This window comes from Skermanella pratensis, from assembly GCF_008843145.1.
Lineage (GTDB): Bacteria > Pseudomonadota > Alphaproteobacteria > Azospirillales > Azospirillaceae > Skermanella > Skermanella pratensis.
The window spans coordinates 2328426-2351682 of record NZ_CP030265.1; the positions used below are offsets into that span (position 1 = coordinate 2328426).

A 23257-nucleotide genomic window follows, 5' to 3' on the forward strand; every position below is an offset into this window, starting at 1 on the left:
TCGACCGGCGGATCTGCGGCCGGTTGCGGGCCATTGGACCGGACCGCCCTCCCGATAGGAGTAGAGGAGGCTTTCGGTGCCCAACAAGCAATTGCTTCACCTTGTTTTCGGCGGACAGCTGGTCAGCCCGGATTCGACCGAGTTCGTCGATCCGAACAAGCTTCACATCGTCGGCATCTATCCGAACTATGCCGAGGCTTATAAGGCGTGGCGCGGTGCCGCGGCGGCCACCATCGACGATGCGCACATGCGCTATTTCATCGTCCACATGCACAGGTTCCTCGACCCCGCGAGCGATGGGGACGGGCACGCCCACTGACCGGCGGTTTTGGGCGTCGTCTGGTCGGCAACCCTGTGAGGGATGCCGGTGCCGCGGTGTTGTTAACCAAACCGCAAGAGATTGTGGAATAAGGTTAATACGCCCTAGCTGAGGGTGAGGCAAGTGTTCCCGACCTAGGGTGCGGCTGTCAGTCATCTGGCGACGCACCCTTTCTTTTCCTTGTGCGGCCCCGAGTCTACCCGTGTTCTGCGACGAATGGGGCGTGACTTGCCATTCGTCCTGAAACGGTTCGTTACATGAGAAATTTTTGGAACCCGGCAGGCAAAGGCGTGTTCCCAGTGCAATGGTGTGATTCCTCCCTGAACCGCCAGCCACTGCGAAGCCGCCATGCGGGTCCTATGCCCGCGGGCGGCTTTTTTACCAACCGTCTTTCGTTCAGGCCTCTATCATTCAGGCTAGCATTCCCGCCGGTTTGCCGATGGTTCCTGGCAGTATCCATGTGATATCATCGCGATCGCACCGTGTTTAGTATCTTCGAATTCGTGTCAAGGTTGCCGGGTCTTTCGGCTTCTGCAGTATTTCTTTAGTGGGCCGGATTTGCCTATGTCTGACGATGAGATTGACGCCCAGATTTTCCAGGGCATTCCGGAACACGAGCTTGACGACTTCGTGGCATGGCGCGACCGCGTGCGCGACGCCAATATTTCCGCCAAGACCCTTCTGGCTACCGACTACCTGAACCATTTCAACGAGATCGTCATGCTGATCGAAATGGTTCCGGACATGCCAGACATGGTCGAGGACTGCCGGGCTTGGCATCCCAAGTCCTACCAGCAGCATTTCCGGGACAGCGGGTTCTCGGAGAAGGAACTGGCGATCGAGGCTTACGAGCATGTTCCGTCCAAGTTCCGCACCCCGTTCGAGGCGACGATCGCCCAGATGGATGCGGTGATCCTGTTCACGCTCGACCGCATGGAGACGGCCATCGCCGCCGAAGATGCCGACCGGCTTCGTTTCGATTGTTCGACTTCCGTCGAAATGCTTCACAAGATCATGCAAGTGGCGAACGGCATCATCCACGGCACCACCCACGTGATGCAGCAGACCGAAATCGACGACTACATGGGCATATAGCCAGCGGCAACCGGCGCTCCGGGGTCCGGTTGCCGGCCGTCATCCCGGCATGGTACGACCAGTCATGTCCCAGACGAGCGGCAGCGGCGATCATCGCATTCCCGATCCCGATCCCGAACGCGGCGAGGCGGCCCCGTTCGATGCGTTCGCGCGGAACAGGCTGCCGCCGCGGAGCCAGTGGCCGGAGTTGATTTTCGACCAGCCGGAATACCGCTTCGACGGTCCGCTCAATATCGCCGTCGAACTGGTCGACCGCCATGTGCGCGAGGGCCGCGGATGCCGTCCGTGCCTGATCGAGGCTGAGTCGGGACGCACGACCACCTATGCCGAGCTGGCCTGCCGGGTCGACCGCATCGCCGGAGTGCTGACCGGCAGTTTCGGCCTCGTTCCCGGCAACCGCGTCCTGCTGCGTTCTCCCAATTCGCCTATGCTGGTGGCTTGCTGGCTGGCGGTCGCGAAGGCCGGCAGCATCGTCGTCCCGACGATGCCTTTGTTGCGGGCCCGTGAGCTGGGCATGATCTGCGCCAAGGCCGAGGTGCGGCTGGCGCTCTGCGACGACCGGCTGCTGCCGGAGCTGGCCGACCTGAATGCCGCCGGGATGGGTCCGGTGGTGTTGCCGTTCGGCGAGCTGGCGGACCGGATGGCGGAGCAACCACCCGTTTTCGAAGCCTGCGCGACCGACGCCGGCGATATCTGCCTGATCGCCTTCACGTCCGGGACCACGGGCAGTCCCAAGGCCGTCGTGCATTTCCAGCGCGACCTGATGGCCGTCACGGAAGGGCTTCCGCGCGAGATCCTGCACGCTGGGCCCGACGACGTATTCTGCGCCGGATCCTCGCTGGCCTTCACCTATGGTCTCGGCGCCGCGATCCTGTTTCCGCTGCGGCTCGGTGCGGCCAGTGTCCTGGTCGAGTCGGCGACACCCGAGGCACTGCTCGACGCGGTGGTCGAGCACGGCGTATCACTGCTTTTCTCGGTGCCGACCGGCTATCGTGCCATGGCCGACCTGGGGCAGGGGCGGGCGTTTCCCACACTGCGTGCCTGTATTTCGGCGGCGGAGGCACTGCCGCGCCGGACCTTGGACGCCTGGCTCGCGGCGACCGGCCTGCCGATCATCGACACCATCGGCTCGACGGAGATGCTCCATACCTTCATGGCAAATCCCCCCGGAGCGTTCCGCCCTGGAGCCACGGGGAAACCCTTGTCGGGATACAGGGCGATGGTTGTGGACGGGGAGTTCCGTACGCTTCCTGCCGGACAGGTCGGGCGCCTGGCGGTCCGAGGCCCGGTCGGCTGCCGATATCTCGACGACCCGCGACAGGCGGAATATGTCCAGCATGGCTGGAACATGCCCGGAGACGCCTTCCTGGTCGATGGCGACGGCTATTTCTGGTACCGGGGCCGCACCGACGACATGATCGTTTCCTCCGGATATAATATTTCCGGCGTGGAGGTCGAGGAGGTGCTTCTGGAGCATCCCGCCGTGCGCGAATGCGCGGTCGTCGCTTCGCCGGACGACCGGCGGGGAGCCGTTCCCAAGGCTTTCGTAGTGCTGTCCGACGGCGTGCGGGGAGACCCCGAACTCGCGGCCGAACTTCAGGCTTTCGTGAGAAAAAACCTTGCGCGTTACAAATACCCGCGCTTGGTCGAATTCATGACCACGTTGCCGCGGACTGAAACGGGCAAGATCCAGCGTTTCAAGCTCCGTGACCTGGAGCTGGAACGCGCGGCCGAGAGAACCTGCCATCTGTAGGTTCGTTCCATTATCATTACGTGTCCAAAGATTGGTAACTTCCCGTCAAGAATGATTGGGTAGTGTGCATGCTGAGCGATGCCGCAGTGTCGGTTACGGGGTGTCGCGCGCTAGTTCCATGAGTCGTCCCGAGCCCATTGCGCACCTATGCCCATCGTCGTCGTCGTGGACGATCGCCGCATCAATTTGAAGATCCTTTCAAAGCTGGCCGGATCGCTGGCCGCTGACATCATCGTCCACGCCTTTGCCGATCCGGTGGAAGCGCTGGACTGGACCGCATCCAACTGTCCCGACCTTTGCATCACCGACTTCAAGATGCCGGTTCTGGACGGTGCCGCCTTCATCCGCCGTTTCCGGGCACAACCGGACCGCACGCATGTGCCGGTCGTGGTCGTCACCGCGTTCGACGACGCCCGGCTTCGCCGCCAGGCGCTGGAGGCGGGCGCGGACGATTTTCTGCTCGGCCCGGTCGACCCGTTGGAGTTCCGCGCCAGGGTGCGGACCCTGCTGACGCTGAGGCGGCAGCATCTGTTGCTGCGCGGGCAGGGAGCGAGAGCAACCGTGGCTCGTTGTCGCGACCTCGTTGAAGTACTGGACACGGTACCGGCCATGGTCTCCGCTACTGGACCGGATGGAAGATACCAGTACGTCAACCGCACTTACGCGGCTGCGCTCGGTGTCACGGCGGAACGGGCGGTCGGGCGATCTCCTGCGGATCTGCTGCCGCGCGACGGCGGGACCCGTGCCATGGCGCTGGACCGGCGTGTGGCCGCGCGGGGCGAACCTATGACGCCGTTCGAGGAGGAGGTCGAGATGCCCGATGGCGTGTGCCGCACCCTGGTTACGCTCAAGACACCCGTGCGTGACCGGGCCGGCACCATCGTGCGAATCGTCACGGTATCGATGGACGTGACCGCCCGTGCCCGCACCGGCGATGGAGAACAGGCATGACCGGGCAGATCCCGGACCAGACCATTGATCCCGATGGCGAACTCGACTTGCCGGCACCTCCGCCAAGTCGGGTCCGGGGCCTGTTGCTTTCCATCGCCGCCGCCGGGCTGGGCTTGTCATCGGCCCTGGCGTTCCACGCCCTGTCCGGCGTCGACTCCCTGCTGATGCCGGCTCTGGCAGTCGTCCTGCTGACGGCTGGACCGGTCGGGACCGGATGGATCGCGTGGCGGCACACCCTGCGCGATGCATGGCGGGAGATAACGTTCCGATGCGTGGACGAGGTCGTCCTGGCGATCCTGCGCATCCTGGGACTGACCGCCATGATGCTTTACGCCGCCGGTATCATGGCTCTTTCTCCCGTTCCGGAGGTTCAACGGCTGGAAGCCGCGATGCTGGTCCTCCAGGCAGGTTCCCTCGGCGGCTGGATCATCCTGCTCGACCTGCTCCGACGCAGGCAAGCCTGCCTGAAAAGGCGTATCGGCGCCGCTTGTGCCGACCTGGTTTGTGTGACCGCGCTATTGTGCCTGGGCGGTCCGCCGATGCAGGTCTGGATGTTCTGTTATCTTGGCATCGCGCTCGCCAGCGGTTTGGGCGATGGTCGGACTGGCCTGATCCTGACTTCCGCCGGCGGCGTCGCCGGACTTGCCGTGGTCGCGGCCTTCACGGGTGTTCTGTCCGAGACGCCGTTCCTGATCGTCGGAGTCGGAGTTGGGCTGCTGCTGTTGCCCGCCCAGTCGATCTTTCTGGCCGGCTCCGGCCTTGGCCGGACCATCGGCCCGCCGAAGAGGAGGTTCCGGATCCTTCTCGCGAGAACAGCCGATTCGGGTTGCGCAGCCTTCGCCGGCTGCTCGAACGTGCCGGACACACGTTACTCATCGCCGAGGACGGAAACACGGCCCTTGACCTGCTGCACAAGGGCGGCCTCGACGTCATGCTGCTCGACGTACAATTGCGAAATCCCAATGCCCTCGACCTCGTCCGCATGTACCGTTTCATGCGCTCGGAGGACGCGCATCTGCCGATCGTGGGGCTGGTGCCCGGGCTGACAGATCCGGCCCGCAAGCGGTGCATCGCCGCAGGAATGAACGAGGTGCTGCCGGTACCGGTCGAGGAGTTCCGGCTGCTCGAAGCGGTCGACCGTCTCGGCGCGGCAGCGCTCAGCGCCCGCGAGGCTCTGGAAACGGGCGTGGTCGCGTCGATCTCGGCACATCCCCGCTTCTCCACCGTCGCCGAGCCCTGCATCGACGAGGATGCGCTTGACGCGCTCCAGTCGCTGGACCCCGACAATGGTTTTCTGGAGGACGTCATCGCGGTTTTCCTTGCCGATGGTGCCGAACTGATCGATGCGATGGTCAAGGCATTGAACGAGGGGGATGTGATCAGCTTCCGGGATCACGCCGACTCGCTGGGAAGCAGTTCCACCCACATAGGTGCGATCCGCCTTGTCAAGTTACTGGCCCGATGTCGCGACATGCCGACCAGAGGCTTCCGAGAGGAAGGCAACCAAAAAATGCTGCAGATCCAGGATGAGTTCAGGCGCGTCCGTACTGCATTGCAGAGTCATGTCTGGACCCTGCATCACAGCAACTTCAACTGACGGCGCTCCCTTGAAACAGAAGAACATTCGCTACCATTGCCGTGAGTTTCAAGCGGCAGCGGTTACTACCGGAACCTGCTGAGGCGTAGGTTCCGTTTGCTCAACAAAGCGGGCAACCCGTGCCCGCCCAACCACTCGTACTCGACCCGGCGCTGCTCGACCACCGGATCGACAGCTTTCAGGGCGTCGTCCGGAATGCCGGGGTGACACATTACCAGCCCGATACCGGCCTGCGGTCCAGGCAGATCCTCGACGAAGCGGTCCATCATCGCACCGAACGGCACGGGTCTGGAGAAATCATAAACACCGCGAAAACTGCTGTTGGTCGCAATCGTATGCTTCTGCGCAAGTTTGCGCAAGCGTCCAGACAACATTGAAATAAAAAAGGACTTGGGAATGGCTATTCCGCGCGTGATGATAGCGGGAACACTGTCATGACACGATCTTAAGTATGGGGTGACCGCCATAGGGGAGTTCCCCTTCAGCCGGCCGGCCACTGCGCGGATCACCGCCTCCCGGACTGTCGGAAGCTGGTGGACATGCTGGTGGCCGTCGATGAAGGCCGGAAGACGGCCCAGTGCGGTCTCGAAAGCGTCGATCTGGCGGTTCAGTTCTGCATCGACCTCGCCCGCGTCCAGTCGGCGGCTGTACGCCAGCCGCATCAGCGAGTCGAGGGAGGGCAGGCGGCCGCCGGGAGCGGTTCGGGCATGGGACCGATCGGCTGCTGGCTGGTCAGCGTCAGGTGCAGTCCCACGTCGACCTGGTCGACATAAGGAAGCAGCCAAGTCGCGTGATCCCGCCAGAACGGTGTCAAGGTCATGCAACTGGTGGCCGACAGCCTCTCGCGGTCGATCAGGTCGCGGATCGCCGAACTGACCCCCGGCGACAAACCATAGTCATCGGCGCAGAGCACGAAAGGGGTGGGGGGCGTGTCGGCGGAGGGGGGAAAGCGGCGGTCACGGTGTCAGCTGATCCGTACGGAGGGTGTGGTCGCGCGGCCAGAGATAGAAGCAAAGCCGCCCGGGGATTGCAACGTGGGTGGCTGCAAGGGCCTCTCCCGTCTTTTGCGATCCCTTGATGTTCCTCGGATACGATCCCGCCGACCGTTGCGCCGCTGGGCGCGGCGGGCGGCGTCTTGACCACGCCTATGGAAATGATCATAAGTCGTAATCCAAAGGTGGTATGACGGGCAGGTGCATGATGGACGGACGGAAGTTCCGGTTGGTCACCAGAAGCGACTTCGACGGCCTCGTCTGCGCGGTCCTTCTTCGGGAACTGGGCATGATCGAGGAGATCAAGTTCGTCCATCCCAAGGACATGCAGGACGGCGTGATCTCAATCGGTCCCCTGGATATCACCACCAACCTGCCTTACGTGCCCGGCGTCCATCTGGCGTTCGACCACCATCTCAGCGAGACCAGGCGGATCGGCCAGCATTCCAACCATGTCATCGATCCCAAGGCGCCCTCGGCCGCCCGGGTCGTATACGACTACTATGGCGGGGCGGAAAGGTTCGCGGGGATCTCCGGGGAGATGATGAGGGCGGTCGATCAGGCGGACTCGGCCGACTATGGGATCGACGACATCCTGCGCCCGGCCGGCTGGACGCTGCTGAACTTCCTGATGGATCCGAGGACCGGGCTCGGACGCTTCCGGGAATTCCGGATCTCCAACTACCAGCTCATGATGGAACTGATCGACCGGTGCCGGGACCACGACATCGACGGCATCCTGGGTTTGCCCGACGTCGCCGAACGGGTCGAACTCTACTTTGACCAGGAAGCGCTCTTCAGGCAGCAGATCGCCCGCATCGCGGCGGTTCACCAGGACCTCGTCGTCCTGGATCTGCGGGCGGAGGAGACCATTCACGCCGGGAACCGCTTCATGGTTTACGCGCTCTACCCGGACTGCAGGATTTCCATGCATGTCTTGTGGGGAGTCAAGCAGCAGAATACTGTGTTCGCTGTGGGCAAGTCGATCCTCGACCGCCGGTCGCCGATCGCCGTCGGGCCGCTCATGCTCGAGTATGGCGGCGGGGGCCATGCAGCGGCAGGAACATGCCAGGTGACCAACGACCGCGCCGATAGTGTGAAAAGCGAGTTGATAGACCGGCTTTCCAGGCGTAAATGAAACAAATTCTCGACACTTAGTGAATTATCAACCTGTAGAGCTCAGAATGTGCATGTCCCATTGTGAAGCTTGAAGGACGGCACTTCGATGGAGACGGTTCCTGTCGGCCCTCATGGAGGTACCGTCCGTCAAGCAGCGCTCCATGGAGCCCTGATCATCTGCGTTTCCGTCGGAGCAACGCTGGGCCTTCTAACCCTGGGCGTGCTCGAAGCCTTCGCAGCCCCCCTCATCACCATCCTGATCGCGGTCGCCACCGTGGCGATGGCAATGCTGTTCCGGCTGCGGCGGCGGCTGAGCCGGGCGGCGATCGCGCCGGAAACGGATCCGCCGGCCGGCGAGGGTATCTACGCTTCCATCGTCGCGGCCATGCCGGAGCTGATCCTGATCAGCCGCAACGGGCGTATCGACTATGTCAACGACAGCGGCATCCGCATGGTCGGCGTCGCGTCGGCCGATATCCTTCTCGCCCGCCCGGTGCTGGACCTCGTAGACGCCGTCACGCCGCGGGAGGTTCGTGAACGCATCGAAACGGCCCTTCTCGCCGGGGAGGCGGTCGCCCCGTGCGAGATCTGGCTCGCCCGGTTCGACGGCGCCGCGGTTTGCGTCGAGGCTTGCGGCGTGCCGATGGCCTGCCAACCCGACTCCCTGGTCCTTTTGACCGTCCGGGACATCTCCGATCATCGGCGGACCGAGGCGGCCTTGCGCCGGGCTAAGGAACAGGCGGAACTCGCGAACCGCACCCGGAGCCAGTTCCTGGCCAACATGAGCCATGAACTGCGCACGCCGCTGAACGCGATCATCGGGTTCTCCGAAATCATCGCCGACGAGGCTTTCGGCCCGACCGGACAGCCGCTCTACACGGAGTACGCCCGCGATATCCGCGATGGCGGGCGTCATCTCCTGACGGTCATCAACGACATCCTGGACTATTCCAAGGTCGAGGACGGCAAGATGGAGCTGTACGAGGACATCGGCGATATCGCCGAGATCATCGCGGCTTCCGTGAGGGTCGTTATCGGGCGCGCGGAGAGCGCCGATGTCCGGATTACCCAGGAGATCCAGGAGAATCTGCCCCACGTCCTGGCGGACGCCATGAAGCTGAAGCAGGTTCTGCTGAACCTGCTGTCCAACGCGGTCAAGTTCACGGCGCGCGGAGGCAACGTCACCGTTTCCGCCGCCGTGGCGCCCGATGGCGGACTCGACGTCACGGTGGCCGATACGGGGATCGGAATGACCAAAGCCGAGATCGCCATGGCCCTGGAGCCGTTCACCCAGATCGAATCCGACCTGAGCCGGAGATACGAGGGAACGGGACTGGGCCTGCCGATCACGAACTCGCTGGTCGAACTGCATGGCGGGCGCCTGCTGATCGCCAGCACGCCCAGCGTCGGCACGCGCGTGACGGTCCACCTGCCGGTCTCCAGGATTCTCCGGCAGGCGGCTCCGTCCCTGGCCGGCCGCTGATCACCCGCGCCGCAGCGCCGCGAATTCCCGCTGGGATGCTCCCTCGACTTGCTTGCCTTCCGGACTCAGGACCAGCAGCTTCACGACATCGCCCATGACGAAATCGTTCCTGACCGGGGCCAGGCGGGCCTCCGGCAGATAAGATTCGTACTGCGCCGTGTAGCGAGCCGCGAAGGCGAAGTTCAGCCAAGGCGAGACGACTCGCATCATCAGGCGGACCGGGGCCTTCTTCGACATCGTGTAGTCAAGGATGCGGATCGTCCCGGTCGGCTTGCAGATGCGGTGCATCTCGCGCAGAACCGGGAGTTGAAGCTCCTCCGGCAGGACGCAGAACACGAACGTCGCGGCGATCACGTCGAAGTGGTTGTCGGGAAACCTGGTCCTGGTGAGGTCCATTTCCAGGAACTCGGCGCCGACGCCTGCCTTGGCGGCGCGCTTCCTGGCCCTGACCAGCATGCCGGGACTGTTGTCGACGCCGATGACCCGCGCGTTCCTGGGATAAAAGGGGATGTTGCATCCCGTTCCGGCACCGGCGTCCAGCACCATGCCGCCGGCGCCGCGGAATACATCGCTGCGTAGCCGCCGCTTCCAGGAAACTTCGTAGGCTTTGTCCAGCACGTCGTAAAGAGGAGCAATCCGCTCGTACTTTTCGTAACTCACCGCCCATCACCCTTCGCTGGAGATCATCTCAACGGATCGGGTGCGGATACTCGGTGCCGGAACATAAGGCAAATGAACCTTTTAATACCATCCGGCGCCGCGAAGTAACGGCGTAGCCCGTCTCAGCTCTTTCCCCCAAGAATCAGGACATATCGTCCGTCGCGCGTCTTGGGCGGGAGCTGGTGGGGACCTCTTCGCTTCGGATCCTCGTTGCGCATGGCCATGACCTCCTCGAACTTTCGCAGCGGTCGCAGCAGATAGGGGCTGACATTCGTGCTTTTGATGTCGTCCATGACGCAAATCGCCTGTCGAAAAATCGTTCTGGTTCGAAGAATATGGACTTTCGCGCTGCGGGACGGGAGAGCGATTACGTCTGTGAACATACGTACTGACGGTTTAGCCATCCGGGAAATGGATCGGAATCGCTCTCTCATCCGTTGGTGCTCCCGGATGGAGGAAATGCAATGAAAATTATCGAACGCCGCCCCGGCGGTTATCTGGTGGACTGTGGTTGCGCCCACGGGAGTTCGTTCGTTCAGCGCCGCCCGGCGCTGGCGGCGGAATGCCCGAAATGCGGCAGGACCGGAATGATGGCGGAACTCGTGACGACCTGGGTCATCGCCAACGACCGCGAGCGGATCGAAGCCGCGGACTAGCGCCGCGGGCCAGGACTGCGCGGAGGGGCGGGAGGCCGATGGCGCCCGCCCCCACATGTCAGCCGGCGGCGCCGTGCCCCGCGGCCAGCGCGCGTTCATAGACGAGCGGGTCGACATTGCCGCCGGAGCACACCACCGCGAGGACGGCGCCCGGCGCAGGTATCCTGCCGGCCAGCACCGCCGCCAGGGCCACGGCGCCGCCAGGTTCCACGACCAGCTTGAAATGGTCCCGCGCCACCGACATCGCGCGGCAGACTTCGGCATCGGTGACGGCGAACCCTTCCGCCAAGTGCGCGGCGTTGACCGCGAAGGTCAGTTCTCCCGGCTGGGCGGCCAGAAGCGCATCGCAGAATGATGCGGCGCCCGGGTCGTTCGACAGGCGCCTGCCGGCGGCCAGCGACCGCCGCGTATCGTCGAAGCCCTCGGGCTCCACGGCATGGACCGCGACTTCCGGCAGCCGTTCGGCCAGGGCAAGGGCAATCCCGCTGATCATGCCGCCGCCTCCGCAGGGCGCCAGCACCGCATCAAGCCGCGCGCCCGCGGCTGCCGCCTGGTCGGCCAATTCCAGGCCGATCGTGCCTTGTCCGGCCATGACATAGGGATCGTCATACGGCCGTACCAGGGTGGCACCCGTCTCCGTCGAAATCCGAGCACCGATCGCCTCCCTGTCCTCCGTCCAGCGGTCGTACAGCACGACCTCGGCACCCCAGGCCCGGGTATTGGCGATCTTGATCGCGGGCGCGTCCGACGGCATCACGATGGTCGCCCCGAGGCCGAGCATCCTGGCCGCCGCGGCGACGCCCTGGGCATGGTTGCCGGAGGAGAACGCCACCACCCCGCGCGGGCGTTCCGCTTCCGGGATCAGGCTGATGCGGTTGTAGGCGCCGCGGAACTTGAAGCTGCCCGTGCGCTGCAGCGCCTCGGCCTTGACCAGCAGCCTGCATCCGAGAGCGTCGTTCAGGAGAGGGGACTCCAGCAGCGGCGTTAGGACGGCGCGCCCGGCCAGCCGCCCGGCGGCGGCCGCGACATCTGCGTAACCGGGCAGGCGGCCAGCATCGAGGGTCGGGGAGGCGGAAGGCATATGGGGAAACCCTTGGTGACGGAAGTCGGCGGGACGTTTCAGGCATCCCCGCGCGCGACGAGGCGGGGCAGAGCCTCCAGGCCGCGCATCATGAGCTTCGGCGTGCCCGGCAGCCGGTCCCTTGTCTGGTCGAGCCGGTTCAACCATACGGCCTGGAAGCCGAAATGCGCAGCCCCGGCGACATCCCACCCGTTGGACGACACGAAGCAGATCCGCTCCCGCGCCAAGCCGAGCCGGTCGCAGGCGAGCTGATAGACCGACGGGTGCGGCTTGTAAACACCAACTTCCTCGACCGACAGCACTGCGTCCAGTCCGTCCGCGATCCCGGCGCTCTCGACCCCGGCAGCCAGCATTCCCGGCGTTCCGTTCGACAGGATGGCGGTCTTCAACCCGGCCAGCCGCAGTTCCGACAGGACCGGGGCGACATCCGCATAGCAGTCGAGCGACAGGTAGCGTTCCATCAGACGGTGCTTGAGCCCCGCGTCGTCGAGCCCGGCGGCATCGAGCGCGAAGTCCAGCGCGTCCCCGGTAACCTGCCAGAAGTCCCGATGCTCTCCCATGAGGCTCAGCAGCCAGGTGTACTCGAGCTGCCGGGTGCGCCAGACGGTGCCTACCCGATCGGCCTTGTCTCCCATCTCACCGGCCAGACGGCCGGTCGCCGACCGGACATCCAGGAGAGTGCCGTAGGCGTCGAAGACGCAGGCCGCGATGCCGGTCAGCATGGTGTCACCGTCTCAGATCCTCCTCCAGCAGCAGCCTCGCCGTGCCGCCGTTCATGCGGGCGCGATAGACGTGGAGAGCCTCCATCACCCGCTGGACATAGTTGCGCGTCTCGGAGATCGGAATCAACTCGATCCAGTCGACCACATCCACCCCTTCCGCCCGCGGGTCCCCGTTGGCCTGAAGCCACTCGCGCACCCGGCCGGGCCCGGCGTTGTAACCCGCTATGGCAAGGATGTAGGATCCGTTGAAGCGGTCCAGCAATTCCCTCATGTAGGCGCTGCCCAGCGCGATGTTGTACTCCGGGTCGGCCGTCAGGCGGCCGTTGGTGTGCTCCATGCCCAGCTGGTTCGCGACCTGCTTGGCGGTCGCCGGCATCAGCTGCATGAGGCCCCGGGCGCCCGCCGGGCTGACGGCATTCTGGTTGAAGGTGCTCTCCTGCCGGATCAGGGAGTGGACCAGCGCGGGCTCCAGCCAGCCGAGCTGCGGCATGTCGACCACGGGATAACCGGTATCGGACAGCGTAACATCGTCCTGCACCGCCTGCTTGGCGATGGCGACCGCCAGGTCGGCGCGGCCGATCTCGCGCGCCAGCCCGGCGACCAAGGCGTATTCCTCGGCCGTCTTGGCGTTCGACCCCATCCGGCGGACGAAGATCCCCTCGCGGTCGGCCACCGGGTCGATCCGGTTCAGCATCCGGGTCAGCCTTGGCAGCTCCCGCCGTCCGAACGCCGCGACCGCATCGGCCGATGGCCGCGCCTCGGCGGGCAGGGCGCCGGCGGATGGCGCGCGCAGGCGCTGCTGGGCAAGCTGTCCATAGAAGGTCGTGACGTGCTGGGCCGCCAGACCGTACCACCGGCGCGCTTCGTCCGCCTGTTTCAGGGACTCGGCCGCGCGCCCCGCCCAGTAGGCGCCCCGCGACCGGCTGATCGGCGCGCTGACGCCGGCGTGCAGCCGCTCGAAATGCTTCAGCGCCTGCTGCGGCCGGTCCAGGAAGCGGAGCGCCAGCCAGCCGGACAGGAACTCGGCTTCGGCCATCGGGAGGCCGTCCCGCTGTCCATGGCCGGAAACGATACGGTAGGCCTCCGCATAGGCGCCGCGCTCGATCGATCGCCGGGCCAGGATATGCATCTCGGTCCACCACGCCGCCGGCCGGCCCAGTTCGGCCGGCTTGTCCATCAGGATCTCCAGCGCGCCGGCGTCCAGGTCCTTCCGTCGGCGCCATCGCGCGCGCTCGTAGAGCAGCCCCGGATCGTTGCGCAGGGTCGCGGGAACCTTGCTGATCAGGGCGTCGACATTGCCCCGCTTCATGCCGGCCAGATGGAACCTTGCTTCGGCCAGCGCCTGGTACCCGCTGCCGACCAGGGGGAGCATGCGGCGGGCGGCCGACTCCTCGTTGTCCCACATCAGCCGGTCGAACCGGGCCAGATGGTCCCGGGGGCGCAGCAGGTCGCCGAAGCGCGAGCGGAAATCCTGCTCCTCCGTCTGGCCGAAGCCGCCGGCGACCCAGCGCTCGCGAACCAGTTCGGCGGCCTGCGCGGTCTTGCCGTCGTTCAGCAGCACCGTGGCATAGCGCAAGGTGCCGCCGCCGGTCAGCGGAGGATAGGCATCGAACCAGGCCTTCACGTCGGCAGCCGGCATCCAGAGCGGCATCGCCAGTTCCGCGTTCCGGCGCAGTGTGTTCAGGTTCGGCCATTCCGGGTTGCCGCGGACGAAGGCGGCGATGGAGTCGAAGCTCGCTTCGGTGCCGGGGCGCGCCATGTCGAGCCACTGGATCGCCTTGGCCGGCAGCGGTTCCCCGGCCTGGGAGGCCAGGGCCTTCGCCTCGTCCCATCGGCCGCTCTCCGCCGCCTTGAAGGCGGTCCGGTAGACCGCGAGGTCGCGCTCGTCCAGGTCGGCGGCCGACGCGCCGGGCATCCAGGCGCCGGCCGCGACGGACAAGGCCAGCGCGAGCGCGAATACCATGGCATGGACAGGGCGGGCGCACTTGCCGTACCAGTCCGCTGCGGCTAATGTGCCTGCCTTGTTTCTTGTGCCGGTACGGAGGTCGGTATGTTTTCGGGGTCCATCGTCGCGCTCTTGACGCCTTTCAAGAACGGGAAAGTCGACGAGAAAGCCTTCCAGTCCTTCGTCGATTGGCAGATTGGGCAGGGTACCAACGGGCTCGTGCCGGTCGGGACGACCGGCGAGTCCCCGACCCTCAGCCATGAGGAGCACATGCGCGTCGTCGAGCTGTGCATCGAGGCGGCCGCAGGCCGTGTGCCGGTCATCGCCGGCGCAGGCTCGAACTCGACGGCGGAGGCGATCGCCTTCACGCGTCACGCCAAGAAGGCGGGCGCGGACGCCGTGCTTACCGTCACGCCCTATTACAACAAGCCCACGCAGGAAGGTTTGTATCAGCATTACAAGGCGATCCACGACTCTGTAGAAATTCCGATCATCATTTACAACATACCAGGTCGCAGCGTGATCGACATGACGGTCGCCACAATGGCACGTCTCGCGAAGCTTCCCAATATCGTCGGCGTCAAGGATGCCACGGCGGACTTGACCAGACCGTTAAGGACCCGTGTCGAAATCGGGCCGGAATTCTGCCAGCTCAGCGGGGAGGACGCCACTGTCGTCGGTTATCTGGCGCAGGGCGGGCACGGCTGCATCTCGGTGACCGCCAACGTCGCTCCGGCGCAGTGCAGCCAGCTTCATGCCGCCTGGGCCGCGAATGACAGGCCGACCGTCGAGCGGCTGCGCGACCAGCTGATGCCGCTTCACCACGCCCTGTTCCTGGAGACCAGCCCGGCGCCGGTCAAGTATGCGGCCAGCCTGCTGGGCCTCTGCTCCGAGGAGGTCCGGCTGCCCGTGGTTCCGGTGACGGACGCGACACGGACCGCAGTTCGCGAGGTGATGGTGAAGGCGGGCGTGCTCAACTGAGCACGTTCGGCGGCACGGCATAAGACAACCTGCGTGGCAGGAAGAAGAAAGTAGAGGAATAATCATGGCTCAGCCGGGGCCCGTCTCGGGCCGGATTGCGGCTCAGAACCGCCGTGCCCGGTTCGATTACTTCATCGATGAAACGCTCGAGGCAGGGATCATGCTGGTCGGCACGGAGGTGAAATCCCTCCGCGCCGGTAAAGCCAGCATCAACGAATCCTATGCGGGCGAACAGAATGGCGCGCTGTACCTGGTCAACGCCTACATTCCGGAATACCAGCTCGCCGGCCAGTACTATCAGCACGAGACCAAGAGGCCGCGGAAGCTGCTGGTCCACAAGCGGGAAATGAACCGCCTGATGGGCGCCATCAAGCGCGAAGGCGTCACGATCGTCCCGCTGTCGGTCTATTTCAACGCGCGCGGCATCGCCAAGGTCGAGCTTGGGGTCGCCCGCGGCAAGAAGAAGGTGGACAAGCGGGCATCGGAGAAGGAGCGCGACTGGCAGCGCGACAAGGCGCGCGTGATGCGCAGCAGAGGGAAGGACGCGGATTAAGGAACCATAACCTTCCTCCGCGGTTGGAGCCTCCGACGGAAAGACAAAGGAGACTCCGATGCGCGCACTGGTCTGGCATGGCAAGGAAGATGTCCGGGTCGACACCGTGCCCGATCCCAAGATCCTGAATCCCAGGGACGCAGTGGTCAAGATCACGTCCACTGCGATATGCGGCTCGGACCTTCACCTTTACGGTGGCTACATTCCTACATTGAAGTCCGGCGACATCCTGGGTCATGAGTTCATGGGCGAGGTGGTGGAAGTCGGCAAGGAGCCGGGACGTCTGAAGGTCGGAGACCGCGTCGTCATTCCCTTCACCATCGCCTGCGGCCATTGCTACTTCTGTGACCATGACCTCTGGTCCCTCTGCGACAACTCCAATCCCAATGCGGAGATGACGTCGAAGGTCATGGGGCAGTCGCCGTCGGGTCTGTTCGGTTACACCCACCTGTTCGGCGGCTATGCCGGCGGACAGGCCGAATATGTTCGCGTCCCCTACGCCGATGTCGGACCTTTCAAGGTGCCCGACGGCTTCAGCGACGACCAGGTCCTGTTCCTGACCGATATCTTCCCGACCGGCTACATGGCGGCCGAGAATGCCGACATCCAACCCGGCGACACGGTCGCGGTGTGGGGCTGCGGGCCGGTTGCCCAGTTCGCGATCCGCAGCGCCTATCTCCTCGGGGCGGAGCGGGTGATCGCCATCGACCGCGTACCGGAACGGCTTGCCATGGCACGCGACGGCCGGGCGATCACGATCAACTTCGATGAGGAGGACGTTCACGATCGCCTGATGGAACTGACCGGCGGGCGCGGTCCGGACAGCTGCATAGATGCCGTCGGCATGGAGGCCCACGGAGGCGGGAGCGTCGACGCGGTTTATGACCGGGTCAAGTTCGCCGCTTTCATGACCACCGACCGGGCCCATGCGCTGCGCCAAGCGATCATGGCGTGCCGCAAGGGCGGGACCGTTTCGCTCGCGGGCGTCTATGGCGGCGTGGTGGACAAGATCCCCATGGGCGCTGCCTTCAACAAGTCCCTGAAGTTCAGGATGGGGCAGACCCACGTCCACAAGTACCTGCCGCGCCTGATGAAGCACATCCAGGACGGCGACCTGGACCCCAGCTTCGTGATCACCCACAAGCTGCCGCTTGACCAGGCGCCCGAAGGTTACCGGATCTTCCGGGAGAAGAAGGACAACTGCATCAAGGTCGTCCTGAAGCCCTGAGAGTCCCTCGCGCCGGCCTCCGCCCCCGGGTGAAGGCCGGCACGAGAGGCATTTTGCGCCGATCGGACAGAAAGACTGGCCGGACTGGGGAGTCGACTCCCGGTCCGGCCAGTCGTTCGTGGAGACGCGGACCTGAAGACCCCCGGAATCGACAGGCCGCGAATCGTTCAGGCGGTCTCGTACAGATTGCTGTGCGGATCGTTGGACGGCGGGTCGCGATGCTGGTGGACGCGGGCGATCGACGGTGACAGATCCTGGAGTTCGATGAAGTTGTCCGCCTGCCTGCGCAGCTCGTCGGCAACCATGGGCGGCTGGCTGCGAACGGTGCTGATCACCGAGACCCGCACTCCTTTCCGCTGCACCGCGTCGACCAGCCTCCTGAAATCGCCGTCGCCGGAGAACAGCAGGATATGATCGACATGCTCGGCCATCTCCATCACGTCGATGGCGAGTTCGATGTCCATGTTCCCCTTGATCTTGCGCCGGCCCGATGCGTCGGTGAATTCCTTCGTCGGCTTTGTTACCATGGTGTAACCATTGTAATCGAGCCAATCCACCAGCGGCCTGATCGGGGAGTACTCCTGATCCTCGACTAGCGCGGTATAGTAGAAGGCACGCACAAGGCGACCTTTGGATGCGAAAAGATCAAGGAGGCGTTTGTAATCGATATCAAATCCAAGGGCTCTCGCCGCGGCATATAAATTTGCACCGTCTATGAACATTGCGATGCGTTCTTCTTGATAGAATATCATCTGAGTACCTTTTGGACTATAATGGTTGTCACACATCGGCCAATTTCTTATCCCGCTTCGCTCACCAAGCAGGAGGGTCTTTAATGCCGCATTGGCCACGATGTAGAGATAGGGCAATGCTTCCAAGCAGACAAGAGGTTCCCTTGAGGTCACGACAAAAGTGATTTTCATCGCATTAGGATCAAACCTTCCCAGCGATGTGTATGGCTCACCCCAAGACATATGCGAAGCTGCGATAGGTGCGCTGCAAGACCACGGGATCTCTGTGGTCGCTCGTTCGCGCTGGTTCCGGACGGCACCAGTTCCGGTCTCAGATCAACCTTGGTTTGTTAACGGCGTGATCGCGGTCGCTACAGGGCTGAACCCTGCCGACCTTCTGTCATTACTGCACGAAGTCGAGGCAGAGTTCGGACGAACCCGCAGCATACGCAACGAAGCCCGTCTCCTGGACCTGGACCTCGTTGCATATGACGATCTTGTAACGGACGGGGGTACGCCGCCGACGCTTCCGCACCCCCGGATGCACGAAAGGGCTTTCGTCCTGTTCCCGCTTTCCGACATCGCGCCGGACTGGAAGCATCCGGCGACGGGGATCGACCTGTCCGACCTGATCGCGGCGCTTCCCGCCGACCAACGCGCGGAACCCGATGCATGATACGTGTCGCGCTTGCTTCGACCATGCCCAAACCGTATATAGAAAAGCTTGGCATATTGTTGGAGTTCGCCCCTTATGGCACGCGTAACCGTTGAAGACTGCGTCATCAAGATTCCAAATCGTTTCGAGCTGGTCATGATGGCCGCCCAGCGGGCGCGGGATGTCGCCACGGGTGCTCCGCTGTCGATCGACCGCGACAACGACAAGAATCCGGTCGTGGCGCTGCGCGAGATCGCGGACGAGACCATCGGCCTGGACGAACTGCGGAACGCGCTGATCCGCGGCCACCAGAAGGTGGTCGAGGCCGACGAGCCGGAGGACGACATCGTCGAGTTGATGGCCGGCGAGCAGGCGTGGGCCCAGCAGATGACGGTGGGCGACGATGACCTGGGCGGCGACGACCTGGGCGCCGACGGCGACGTGGAGGAGGGCGACGACGTCCTTTCCGACATGGAGCAGGAGCCGGGCGTCGATATCGACACCGAGGAAGGCCAGCTGGTCGACCGCGACGTCGACGATGTCGGCAAGGCCTACGAGTAAGGGGCCGGCTGTCGGGAGCTTGGTGTCGGGTCGCGGGAGGCTCGCCGTACGAGTGTGCGAGATCGAATCCATGATGCCGTCGTTTGCCGCGGGTGAGAGGCGATGATCCGGCAGTACGAGCTTGTCGAACGCGTCAAGGCGTATGATCCAAGCGCGGATGAGGATGCCCTCAACCGCGCTTACGTCTTCTCGATGCGTGCCCATGGTTCGCAGACCCGGGCCAACGGCGACCCCTACTTCTCCCATCCGTTGGAAGTCGCCGGCATCCTCACCCAGATGAAGCTGGACAGCGCTTCGATCGTGACCGCCCTGCTGCACGACACGGTCGAGGACACCGTGGCGACGCTGGAGGACGTGCAGCGCCTGTTCGGCGCCGATATCGCGCGCCTCGTCGACGGCGTCACCAAGCTGTCGCGGATCGAGCTCCAGAACATCGAGACGCAGACCGACCAGGCCAAGCAGGCGGAGAACTTCCGCAAGCTGGTGCTTGCCATGTCGGAGGACATCCGGGTCCTGCTGGTCAAGCTGGCCGACCGCGTCCACAACATGCGGACGCTGTCGTACCTGCGTGACCCCGAGAAACGGAAGCGGATCGCCCGCGAGACGCTGGAGATCTACGCGCCGCTGGCCGAGCGCATCGGCATCCACAAGATGAAGGACGAGCTCGAAGACCTCTCCTTCGCCGAGCTGAATCCCGACGCCCGCGACAGCATCCTCGCCCGCCTCGCCTTCCTGCGCACGTCGGAGGGCGGGCTGGTCGGCCGCGTCCTCGACGAGCTGCGCCACACGCTGGCCGAGCACGGCCTGCCCGACGCGACGGTCACCGGGCGGGAAAAGACGGCCTATTCGATCTGGCGCAAGATGCAGCGCAAGAACGTGGCCTTCGAGCAGCTCTCCGACATCATGGCGTTCCGCGTCATGGTCGATTCGGTCGAGCAGTGCTACCAGGCCCTGGGCGTGATCCATGCCCGCTACCCGGTCGTGCCGGGCCGCTTCAAGGATTACATCTCGACTCCGAAGCCCAACGGCTACCGCAGCATCCACACCTCGGTGATCGGGCCGGAGCGACAGAGGATCGAGGTGCAGATCCGCACCAGCGACATGCACGAGGTGGCCGAGCTCGGCGTCGCCGCCCACTGGGCCTACAAGCAGAACCACCAGCGCACGGAGGGCCGCCAGTACCGCTGGTTGCGCGAACTGCTCGATATCCTGGAGCATGCCCAGAAGCCCGAGGAGTTCCTGGAGCACACGAAGCTGGAGCTGTTCCAGGACCAGGTGTTCTGCTTCACGCCCAAGGGCGACTTGATCGCGCTGCCGCGCGGCGCCACCCCGGTCGACTTCGCCTATGCGGTCCACAGCCAGATCGGCGACACCTGCGTGGGCGCCAAGGTCAACGGGCGGATGCTGCCGCTGCGCAGCCAGCTGCAGAACGGCGACCAGGTGGAGATCTTCACCTCCAAGGCGCAAACGCCGTCGCCCACCTGGGAGCGCTTCGTCGTCACGGGGAAGGCGCGGGCACGTATCCGCCGGTTCATCCGGACGCAGCAGCGCTCGCAATACATCGACCTCGGCAAGGCCCTGCTCCAGAAGCTGTTCCGCCAGGAGGGCTACGAGTTCTCCGACAAGGCGGTCGAAGGCGTCGTGAAGATCTTCCAGGCGTCCTCCGTGGACGACCTGTTCGCCAGCGTCGGCGCCGGGCTTCAGTCGGCGCGCGAAGTCTTCAACGCGGTCTTCCCCGGTCACAAGCCGGCGTCCGAGCGCGACGACAAGGTCGTCCCGATCAACCGGTCCGCCCGGCACAAGCACAAGAAGGACATCCCGCTCCCGATCCGGGGCCTGATTCCCGGCATGGCGGTACACTATGCGGGCTGCTGCCATCCGCTGCCGGGCGACCGCATCGTCGGGATCGTGACCACCGGCAAGGGCGTCACCATACACACGATAGACTGCGAGACGCTGGAGAGCTTCAGCGATACGCCGGAGCGCTGGATCGATGTCGGCTGGGACAGCGGCGGAGAGGCGGCCGAGGAGCATGTCGGCCGCATCAACGTCATCATCGCGAACGAAGCGGGCAGCCTGGGAACCCTGTCCACCGTGATCGGCAAGAACGGCGGCAACATCACCAATTTGAAGATCACCAGCCGCAACACGGACTTCTTCGAGATGCTGATCGACATCGACGTCAAGGACGTCAAGCATCTGACCAACATCATCGCGGCGCTCCGGGCAACTCCGGTAATCAATTCGGTCGATCGGGCACGCGGACGGTGACTGAACGCGTCTCCGCCTCCATATAGCACGAAGACGGCGGCGGTAGCGCGCCTTTGGCGCTGCATCCGCCGCTGCCGCCCCGTTGCAACGCCTTCCTGCCCCGACAGACTGATCCGTCCCGACACATGTTCCGCCGCCGCACCAAGCACGCCTTCCATCATCGCATCCGCGATCTGTTCTGGCCGCGTGCGGGATGGCGGCGCTCCTCGGCTTACGTGGGGCACCGGATCGGGCGGCTGCCGGGCACGCCCTATTCCATCGCGGCCGGTTTCGCCAGCGGGGCCGCGGTCTCCTTCACCCCATTCATCGGCTTCCACTTCCTGCTCGCGGCAGGGCTGGCCCTGGTCCTTCGGGGTAACCTGCTGGCGTCGGCGATCGGCACGGTGGTCGGAAATCCCTGGACTTTTCCCGGCATCTGGTTGGCGGCGTACCGTGTTGGGGCTATGGTGTCCGGGCAATCGCACGGCGGAGAAGTGGCGGCCCAACACCTGACCCTGGCGATGATCCTGGATCACCCGGGACAGGTGTTCCTGCCCATGATGATCGGCGGCACGCTGCTGGGGATCGTCGCCTGGTTCCTGTTCTTCTTTCCCGTGCGCGCCGCGGTATCGACCTATCATGCCCGGCGCGCCCTGCGGCGGACGAGAAAGGCGCGGCACCGCAAGCTGGAGCTTGAAGTATGATACGCACCCTGCGCCTTGGCGTGAACATCGACCATGTCGCGACGATCCGGAACGCCCGGGGCGGCAGACATCCGGACCCGCTTCGCGCCGCCCGCGCCGCCGCGGAGGCCGGGGCCGACGGCATCACCGCCCATCTGCGGGAGGACCGACGCCATATCACCGACGACGATATCCGGCGGCTGAGCGCGGAGATCCGGCTTCCCCTGAATCTCGAGATGGCGGCGACCGGGGAGATGGTCGCCATAGCCTTGCGCCACCGCCCGCATGCCGCCTGCATCGTTCCCGAGCGGCGGGAGGAACGGACTACCGAGGGTGGCCTCGACGCCGCCGGCAACCATGACGCACTCGCCCCGATCATCCGGGATCTGGGCGCCGCCGGAATCCGGGTGTCCCTGTTCGTCAATCCCGACCCGGTCCAACTGGATGCCGCCGCGGCGCTCGGCGCCCCTGTGGTCGAGCTCCATACGGGAGCCTATTGCGACGCCGAGGCGGACGATGTCCGTGCCCATGAGCTGGGGCGCATCCGGACCGCGGCCGCCCACGCGGAGGCGATCGGGCTGGAGTGCCATGCCGGCCATGGCCTTGCCTTCGATACCGTCGGTCCGGTCGCGGCCATTCCGACCATCGTGGAGCTGAACATCGGGCATTTCCTGATCGGCGAAGCGGTCTTCGGCGGGCTCGACGGGGCCATCAGGCAGATGCGGGCGCTGATGGACCGGGCACGCTCCGGCGCGGACGATCGGCGCGGTGCCTGACCCCATGATCCTCGGCATCGGCAACGACCTGATCGACATCCGTCGCATCGAGCGGACCCTGGAGCGCTACGGCGAGCGGTTCCTTGACCGCGTCTTCACCGAGGTGGAGCGGCGGAAGTCGGACCGGCGCAACCAGCGCGCCGCGAGCTACGCCAAGCGGTTCGCCGCCAAGGAGGCCTGCGCGAAGGCGCTCGGCACCGGGCTGAACCGCGGGGTCTACTGGCGCGACATGGGGGTGGTGAACCTGCCCGGCGGACAGCCGACCATGCGTCTGACCGGCGGGGCCCTCGAGCGCCTGAAGCGCATCACGCCGCCCGGCATGTCACCCGTGATACATCTCACCTTGACCGACGACCTCCCTTTGGCGCAAGCCATCGTCATCATATCCGCCGTGCCCGCCGGTGAAGCCGTCCAGGACGGCTCCTCCGTCCCTCGAACCTGACCGCCACGGAGCAGCCGCCCCCGG

Annotated in this window: 23 protein-coding genes and 1 pseudogene; 17 read left to right on the forward strand and 7 right to left on the reverse strand. The window is 64.8% G+C overall.

Translation table 11 applies throughout. From position 1 onward, the window contains the following. Nucleotides 1–76: 76 nt before the first annotated feature. The 5 genes from DPR14_RS10515 (at nucleotide 77) to DPR14_RS28170 (ending at nucleotide 5715) form a co-directional block, all read left to right on the forward strand. Nucleotides 77–319, forward strand: a complete 243-nt coding sequence (locus DPR14_RS10515) for a DUF4170 domain-containing protein (protein WP_158045083.1) — start codon at nucleotides 77–79, stop codon at nucleotides 317–319. A gap of 564 nt (nucleotides 320–883) precedes the next feature. Beyond that, on the forward strand, nucleotides 884–1414 hold the full coding sequence (locus DPR14_RS10520) for a hypothetical protein (RefSeq protein ID WP_158045084.1): 531 nt from the start codon (nucleotides 884–886) through the stop codon (nucleotides 1412–1414). A 64-nt stretch (nucleotides 1415–1478) separates the two neighbouring features. After that, nucleotides 1479–3167: an AMP-binding protein gene (locus DPR14_RS10525; protein ID WP_158045085.1), complete on the forward strand. Its 1689-nt coding sequence runs from the start codon at nucleotides 1479–1481 to the stop codon at nucleotides 3165–3167. A 147-nt stretch (nucleotides 3168–3314) separates the two neighbouring features. Beyond that, entirely contained in the window at nucleotides 3315–4118 is an 804-nt protein-coding gene (locus DPR14_RS10530; protein ID WP_158045086.1) for a response regulator, read from the forward strand. Nucleotides 4119–4386: 268 nt separating this feature from the next. Further along, the gene (locus DPR14_RS28170; RefSeq protein ID WP_246149154.1) at nucleotides 4387–5715 is read left to right on the forward strand and encodes a response regulator; all 1329 of its coding nucleotides are present in this window, start codon (nucleotides 4387–4389) and stop codon (nucleotides 5713–5715) included. 65 nt (nucleotides 5716–5780) lie between these two features. On the opposite strand, the pseudogene DPR14_RS10540 reads toward DPR14_RS28170, so the two are convergent. Further along, a pseudogene (locus tag DPR14_RS10540) lies at nucleotides 5781–6628 on the reverse strand (ChbG/HpnK family deacetylase). A gap of 284 nt (nucleotides 6629–6912) precedes the next feature. Between DPR14_RS10540 and DPR14_RS10545 the strand changes: the two are divergent. Both DPR14_RS10545 and DPR14_RS10550 read left to right on the forward strand, forming a co-directional pair. Further along, nucleotides 6913–7845 carry an exopolyphosphatase gene (locus tag DPR14_RS10545; protein WP_158045088.1) on the forward strand — a complete coding sequence of 311 codons (933 nt, stop codon included), beginning with the start codon at nucleotides 6913–6915 and terminating at the stop codon, nucleotides 7843–7845. A gap of 87 nt (nucleotides 7846–7932) precedes the next feature. Continuing rightward, entirely contained in the window at nucleotides 7933–9309 is a 1377-nt protein-coding gene (locus DPR14_RS10550; RefSeq protein ID WP_158045089.1) for a sensor histidine kinase, read from the forward strand. On the opposite strand, the gene DPR14_RS10555 is transcribed toward DPR14_RS10550, so the two are convergent. Together DPR14_RS10555 and DPR14_RS27330 are read right to left on the reverse strand one after the other, a co-directional pair. Then, nucleotides 9310–9969, reverse strand: a complete 660-nt coding sequence (locus DPR14_RS10555; RefSeq protein ID WP_158045090.1) for a class I SAM-dependent methyltransferase — start codon at nucleotides 9967–9969, stop codon at nucleotides 9310–9312. Between the two features lie 122 nt (nucleotides 9970–10091). Next, nucleotides 10092–10262, reverse strand: coding sequence for a hypothetical protein (locus DPR14_RS27330; protein WP_192499396.1), 171 nt, complete (start codon nucleotides 10260–10262; stop codon nucleotides 10092–10094). Nucleotides 10263–10433: 171 nt separating this feature from the next. Here DPR14_RS27330 and DPR14_RS10560 point away from each other — a divergent pair, with 171 nt between their 5' ends. Then, nucleotides 10434–10625 carry a hypothetical protein gene (locus DPR14_RS10560; RefSeq protein ID WP_158045091.1) on the forward strand — a complete coding sequence of 64 codons (192 nt, stop codon included), beginning with the start codon at nucleotides 10434–10436 and terminating at the stop codon, nucleotides 10623–10625. 58 nt (nucleotides 10626–10683) lie between these two features. On the opposite strand, the gene DPR14_RS10565 is transcribed toward DPR14_RS10560, so the two are convergent. Genes DPR14_RS10565 through DPR14_RS10575 form a run of 3 tightly spaced genes read right to left on the reverse strand, consistent with a single transcriptional unit; the run spans nucleotide 10684 to nucleotide 14391 of the window. Next, nucleotides 10684–11706 carry a threonine ammonia-lyase gene (locus DPR14_RS10565; RefSeq protein WP_158045092.1) on the reverse strand — a complete coding sequence of 341 codons (1023 nt, stop codon included), beginning with the start codon at nucleotides 11704–11706 and terminating at the stop codon, nucleotides 10684–10686. Nucleotides 11707–11744: 38 nt separating this feature from the next. Then, complete coding sequence (locus DPR14_RS10570; RefSeq protein ID WP_158045093.1) at nucleotides 11745–12428, reverse strand: haloacid dehalogenase type II; 684 nt, start codon at nucleotides 12426–12428, stop codon at nucleotides 11745–11747. A gap of 4 nt (nucleotides 12429–12432) precedes the next feature. Further along, on the reverse strand, nucleotides 12433–14391 hold the full coding sequence (locus DPR14_RS10575) for a lytic transglycosylase domain-containing protein (protein ID WP_158045094.1): 1959 nt from the start codon (nucleotides 14389–14391) through the stop codon (nucleotides 12433–12435). 87 nt (nucleotides 14392–14478) lie between these two features. On the opposite strand from DPR14_RS10575, the gene dapA reads away from it, so the two are divergent. From dapA to DPR14_RS10590, 3 genes are all read left to right on the forward strand, one after another. Then, nucleotides 14479–15354: a 4-hydroxy-tetrahydrodipicolinate synthase gene (dapA, locus tag DPR14_RS10580; protein WP_158045095.1), complete on the forward strand. Its 876-nt coding sequence runs from the start codon at nucleotides 14479–14481 to the stop codon at nucleotides 15352–15354. Nucleotides 15355–15418: 64 nt separating this feature from the next. Beyond that, nucleotides 15419–15907, forward strand: coding sequence for an SsrA-binding protein SmpB (smpB, locus tag DPR14_RS10585; protein WP_158045096.1), 489 nt, complete (start codon nucleotides 15419–15421; stop codon nucleotides 15905–15907). 58 nt (nucleotides 15908–15965) lie between these two features. Further along, nucleotides 15966–17135 (forward strand): zinc-dependent alcohol dehydrogenase, encoded by a 1170-nt coding sequence (locus tag DPR14_RS10590; protein WP_158045097.1) that lies wholly within the window; start codon nucleotides 15966–15968, stop codon nucleotides 17133–17135. A gap of 167 nt (nucleotides 17136–17302) precedes the next feature. On the opposite strand, the gene DPR14_RS10595 is transcribed toward DPR14_RS10590, so the two are convergent. Beyond that, complete coding sequence (locus DPR14_RS10595; protein WP_158048089.1) at nucleotides 17303–17887, reverse strand: LabA-like NYN domain-containing protein; 585 nt, start codon at nucleotides 17885–17887, stop codon at nucleotides 17303–17305. A gap of 199 nt (nucleotides 17888–18086) precedes the next feature. On the opposite strand from DPR14_RS10595, the gene folK reads away from it, so the two are divergent. From folK to acpS, 6 genes are all read left to right on the forward strand, one after another. Further along, nucleotides 18087–18542, forward strand: coding sequence for a 2-amino-4-hydroxy-6-hydroxymethyldihydropteridine diphosphokinase (folK, locus tag DPR14_RS10600; protein WP_343038735.1), 456 nt, complete (start codon nucleotides 18087–18089; stop codon nucleotides 18540–18542). A 75-nt stretch (nucleotides 18543–18617) separates the two neighbouring features. Continuing rightward, entirely contained in the window at nucleotides 18618–19082 is a 465-nt protein-coding gene (gene rpoZ / locus DPR14_RS10605; RefSeq protein WP_158045099.1) for a DNA-directed RNA polymerase subunit omega, read from the forward strand. 102 nt (nucleotides 19083–19184) lie between these two features. Further along, complete coding sequence (locus DPR14_RS10610; protein ID WP_158045100.1) at nucleotides 19185–21353, forward strand: RelA/SpoT family protein; 2169 nt, start codon at nucleotides 19185–19187, stop codon at nucleotides 21351–21353. A 125-nt stretch (nucleotides 21354–21478) separates the two neighbouring features. Beyond that, complete coding sequence (locus DPR14_RS10615) at nucleotides 21479–22036, forward strand: DUF2062 domain-containing protein (RefSeq protein ID WP_158045101.1); 558 nt, start codon at nucleotides 21479–21481, stop codon at nucleotides 22034–22036. Then, nucleotides 22033–22791: a pyridoxine 5'-phosphate synthase gene (locus DPR14_RS10620; protein ID WP_158045102.1), complete on the forward strand. Its 759-nt coding sequence runs from the start codon at nucleotides 22033–22035 to the stop codon at nucleotides 22789–22791. The genes DPR14_RS10615 and DPR14_RS10620 overlap by 4 nt, the downstream gene beginning before the upstream one ends. A gap of 4 nt (nucleotides 22792–22795) precedes the next feature. Further along, nucleotides 22796–23233: a holo-ACP synthase gene (gene acpS / locus DPR14_RS10625; protein ID WP_158048090.1), complete on the forward strand. Its 438-nt coding sequence runs from the start codon at nucleotides 22796–22798 to the stop codon at nucleotides 23231–23233. Nucleotides 23234–23257: the final 24 nt, after the last annotated feature.

Excerpts from the sequence above, each read along its gene's own strand:
- DPR14_RS10520 (WP_158045084.1), top strand. The coding sequence starts at position 884 with ATGTCTGACGATGAGATTGACGCCCAGATTTTCCAGGGCATTCCGGAA.
- DPR14_RS10525 (WP_158045085.1), top strand. The coding sequence starts at position 1,479 with ATGTCCCAGACGAGCGGCAGCGGCGATCATCGCATTCCCGATCCCGAT.
- DPR14_RS10530 (WP_158045086.1), top strand. The coding sequence starts at position 3,315 with ATGCCCATCGTCGTCGTCGTGGACGATCGCCGCATCAATTTGAAGATC.
- DPR14_RS28170 (WP_246149154.1), top strand. The coding sequence starts at position 4,387 with ATGCGTGGACGAGGTCGTCCTGGCGATCCTGCGCATCCTGGGACTGAC.
- DPR14_RS10545 (WP_158045088.1), top strand. The coding sequence starts at position 6,913 with ATGATGGACGGACGGAAGTTCCGGTTGGTCACCAGAAGCGACTTCGAC.
- DPR14_RS10550 (WP_158045089.1), top strand. The coding sequence starts at position 7,933 with ATGGAGACGGTTCCTGTCGGCCCTCATGGAGGTACCGTCCGTCAAGCA.
- DPR14_RS27330 (WP_192499396.1), bottom strand. The coding sequence starts at position 10,262 with ATGGACGACATCAAAAGCACGAATGTCAGCCCCTATCTGCTGCGACCG.
- DPR14_RS10560 (WP_158045091.1), top strand. The coding sequence starts at position 10,434 with ATGAAAATTATCGAACGCCGCCCCGGCGGTTATCTGGTGGACTGTGGT.
- DPR14_RS10565 (WP_158045092.1), bottom strand. The coding sequence starts at position 11,706 with ATGCCTTCCGCCTCCCCGACCCTCGATGCTGGCCGCCTGCCCGGTTAC.
- DPR14_RS10570 (WP_158045093.1), bottom strand. The coding sequence starts at position 12,428 with ATGCTGACCGGCATCGCGGCCTGCGTCTTCGACGCCTACGGCACTCTC.
- DPR14_RS10575 (WP_158045094.1), bottom strand. The coding sequence starts at position 14,391 with ATGGTATTCGCGCTCGCGCTGGCCTTGTCCGTCGCGGCCGGCGCCTGG.
- dapA (WP_158045095.1), top strand. The coding sequence starts at position 14,479 with ATGTTTTCGGGGTCCATCGTCGCGCTCTTGACGCCTTTCAAGAACGGG.
- smpB (WP_158045096.1), top strand. The coding sequence starts at position 15,419 with ATGGCTCAGCCGGGGCCCGTCTCGGGCCGGATTGCGGCTCAGAACCGC.
- DPR14_RS10590 (WP_158045097.1), top strand. The coding sequence starts at position 15,966 with ATGCGCGCACTGGTCTGGCATGGCAAGGAAGATGTCCGGGTCGACACC.
- DPR14_RS10595 (WP_158048089.1), bottom strand. The coding sequence starts at position 17,887 with ATGATATTCTATCAAGAAGAACGCATCGCAATGTTCATAGACGGTGCA.
- rpoZ (WP_158045099.1), top strand. The coding sequence starts at position 18,618 with ATGGCACGCGTAACCGTTGAAGACTGCGTCATCAAGATTCCAAATCGT.
- DPR14_RS10610 (WP_158045100.1), top strand. The coding sequence starts at position 19,185 with ATGATCCGGCAGTACGAGCTTGTCGAACGCGTCAAGGCGTATGATCCA.
- DPR14_RS10615 (WP_158045101.1), top strand. The coding sequence starts at position 21,479 with ATGTTCCGCCGCCGCACCAAGCACGCCTTCCATCATCGCATCCGCGAT.
- DPR14_RS10620 (WP_158045102.1), top strand. The coding sequence starts at position 22,033 with ATGATACGCACCCTGCGCCTTGGCGTGAACATCGACCATGTCGCGACG.
- acpS (WP_158048090.1), top strand. The coding sequence starts at position 22,796 with ATGATCCTCGGCATCGGCAACGACCTGATCGACATCCGTCGCATCGAG.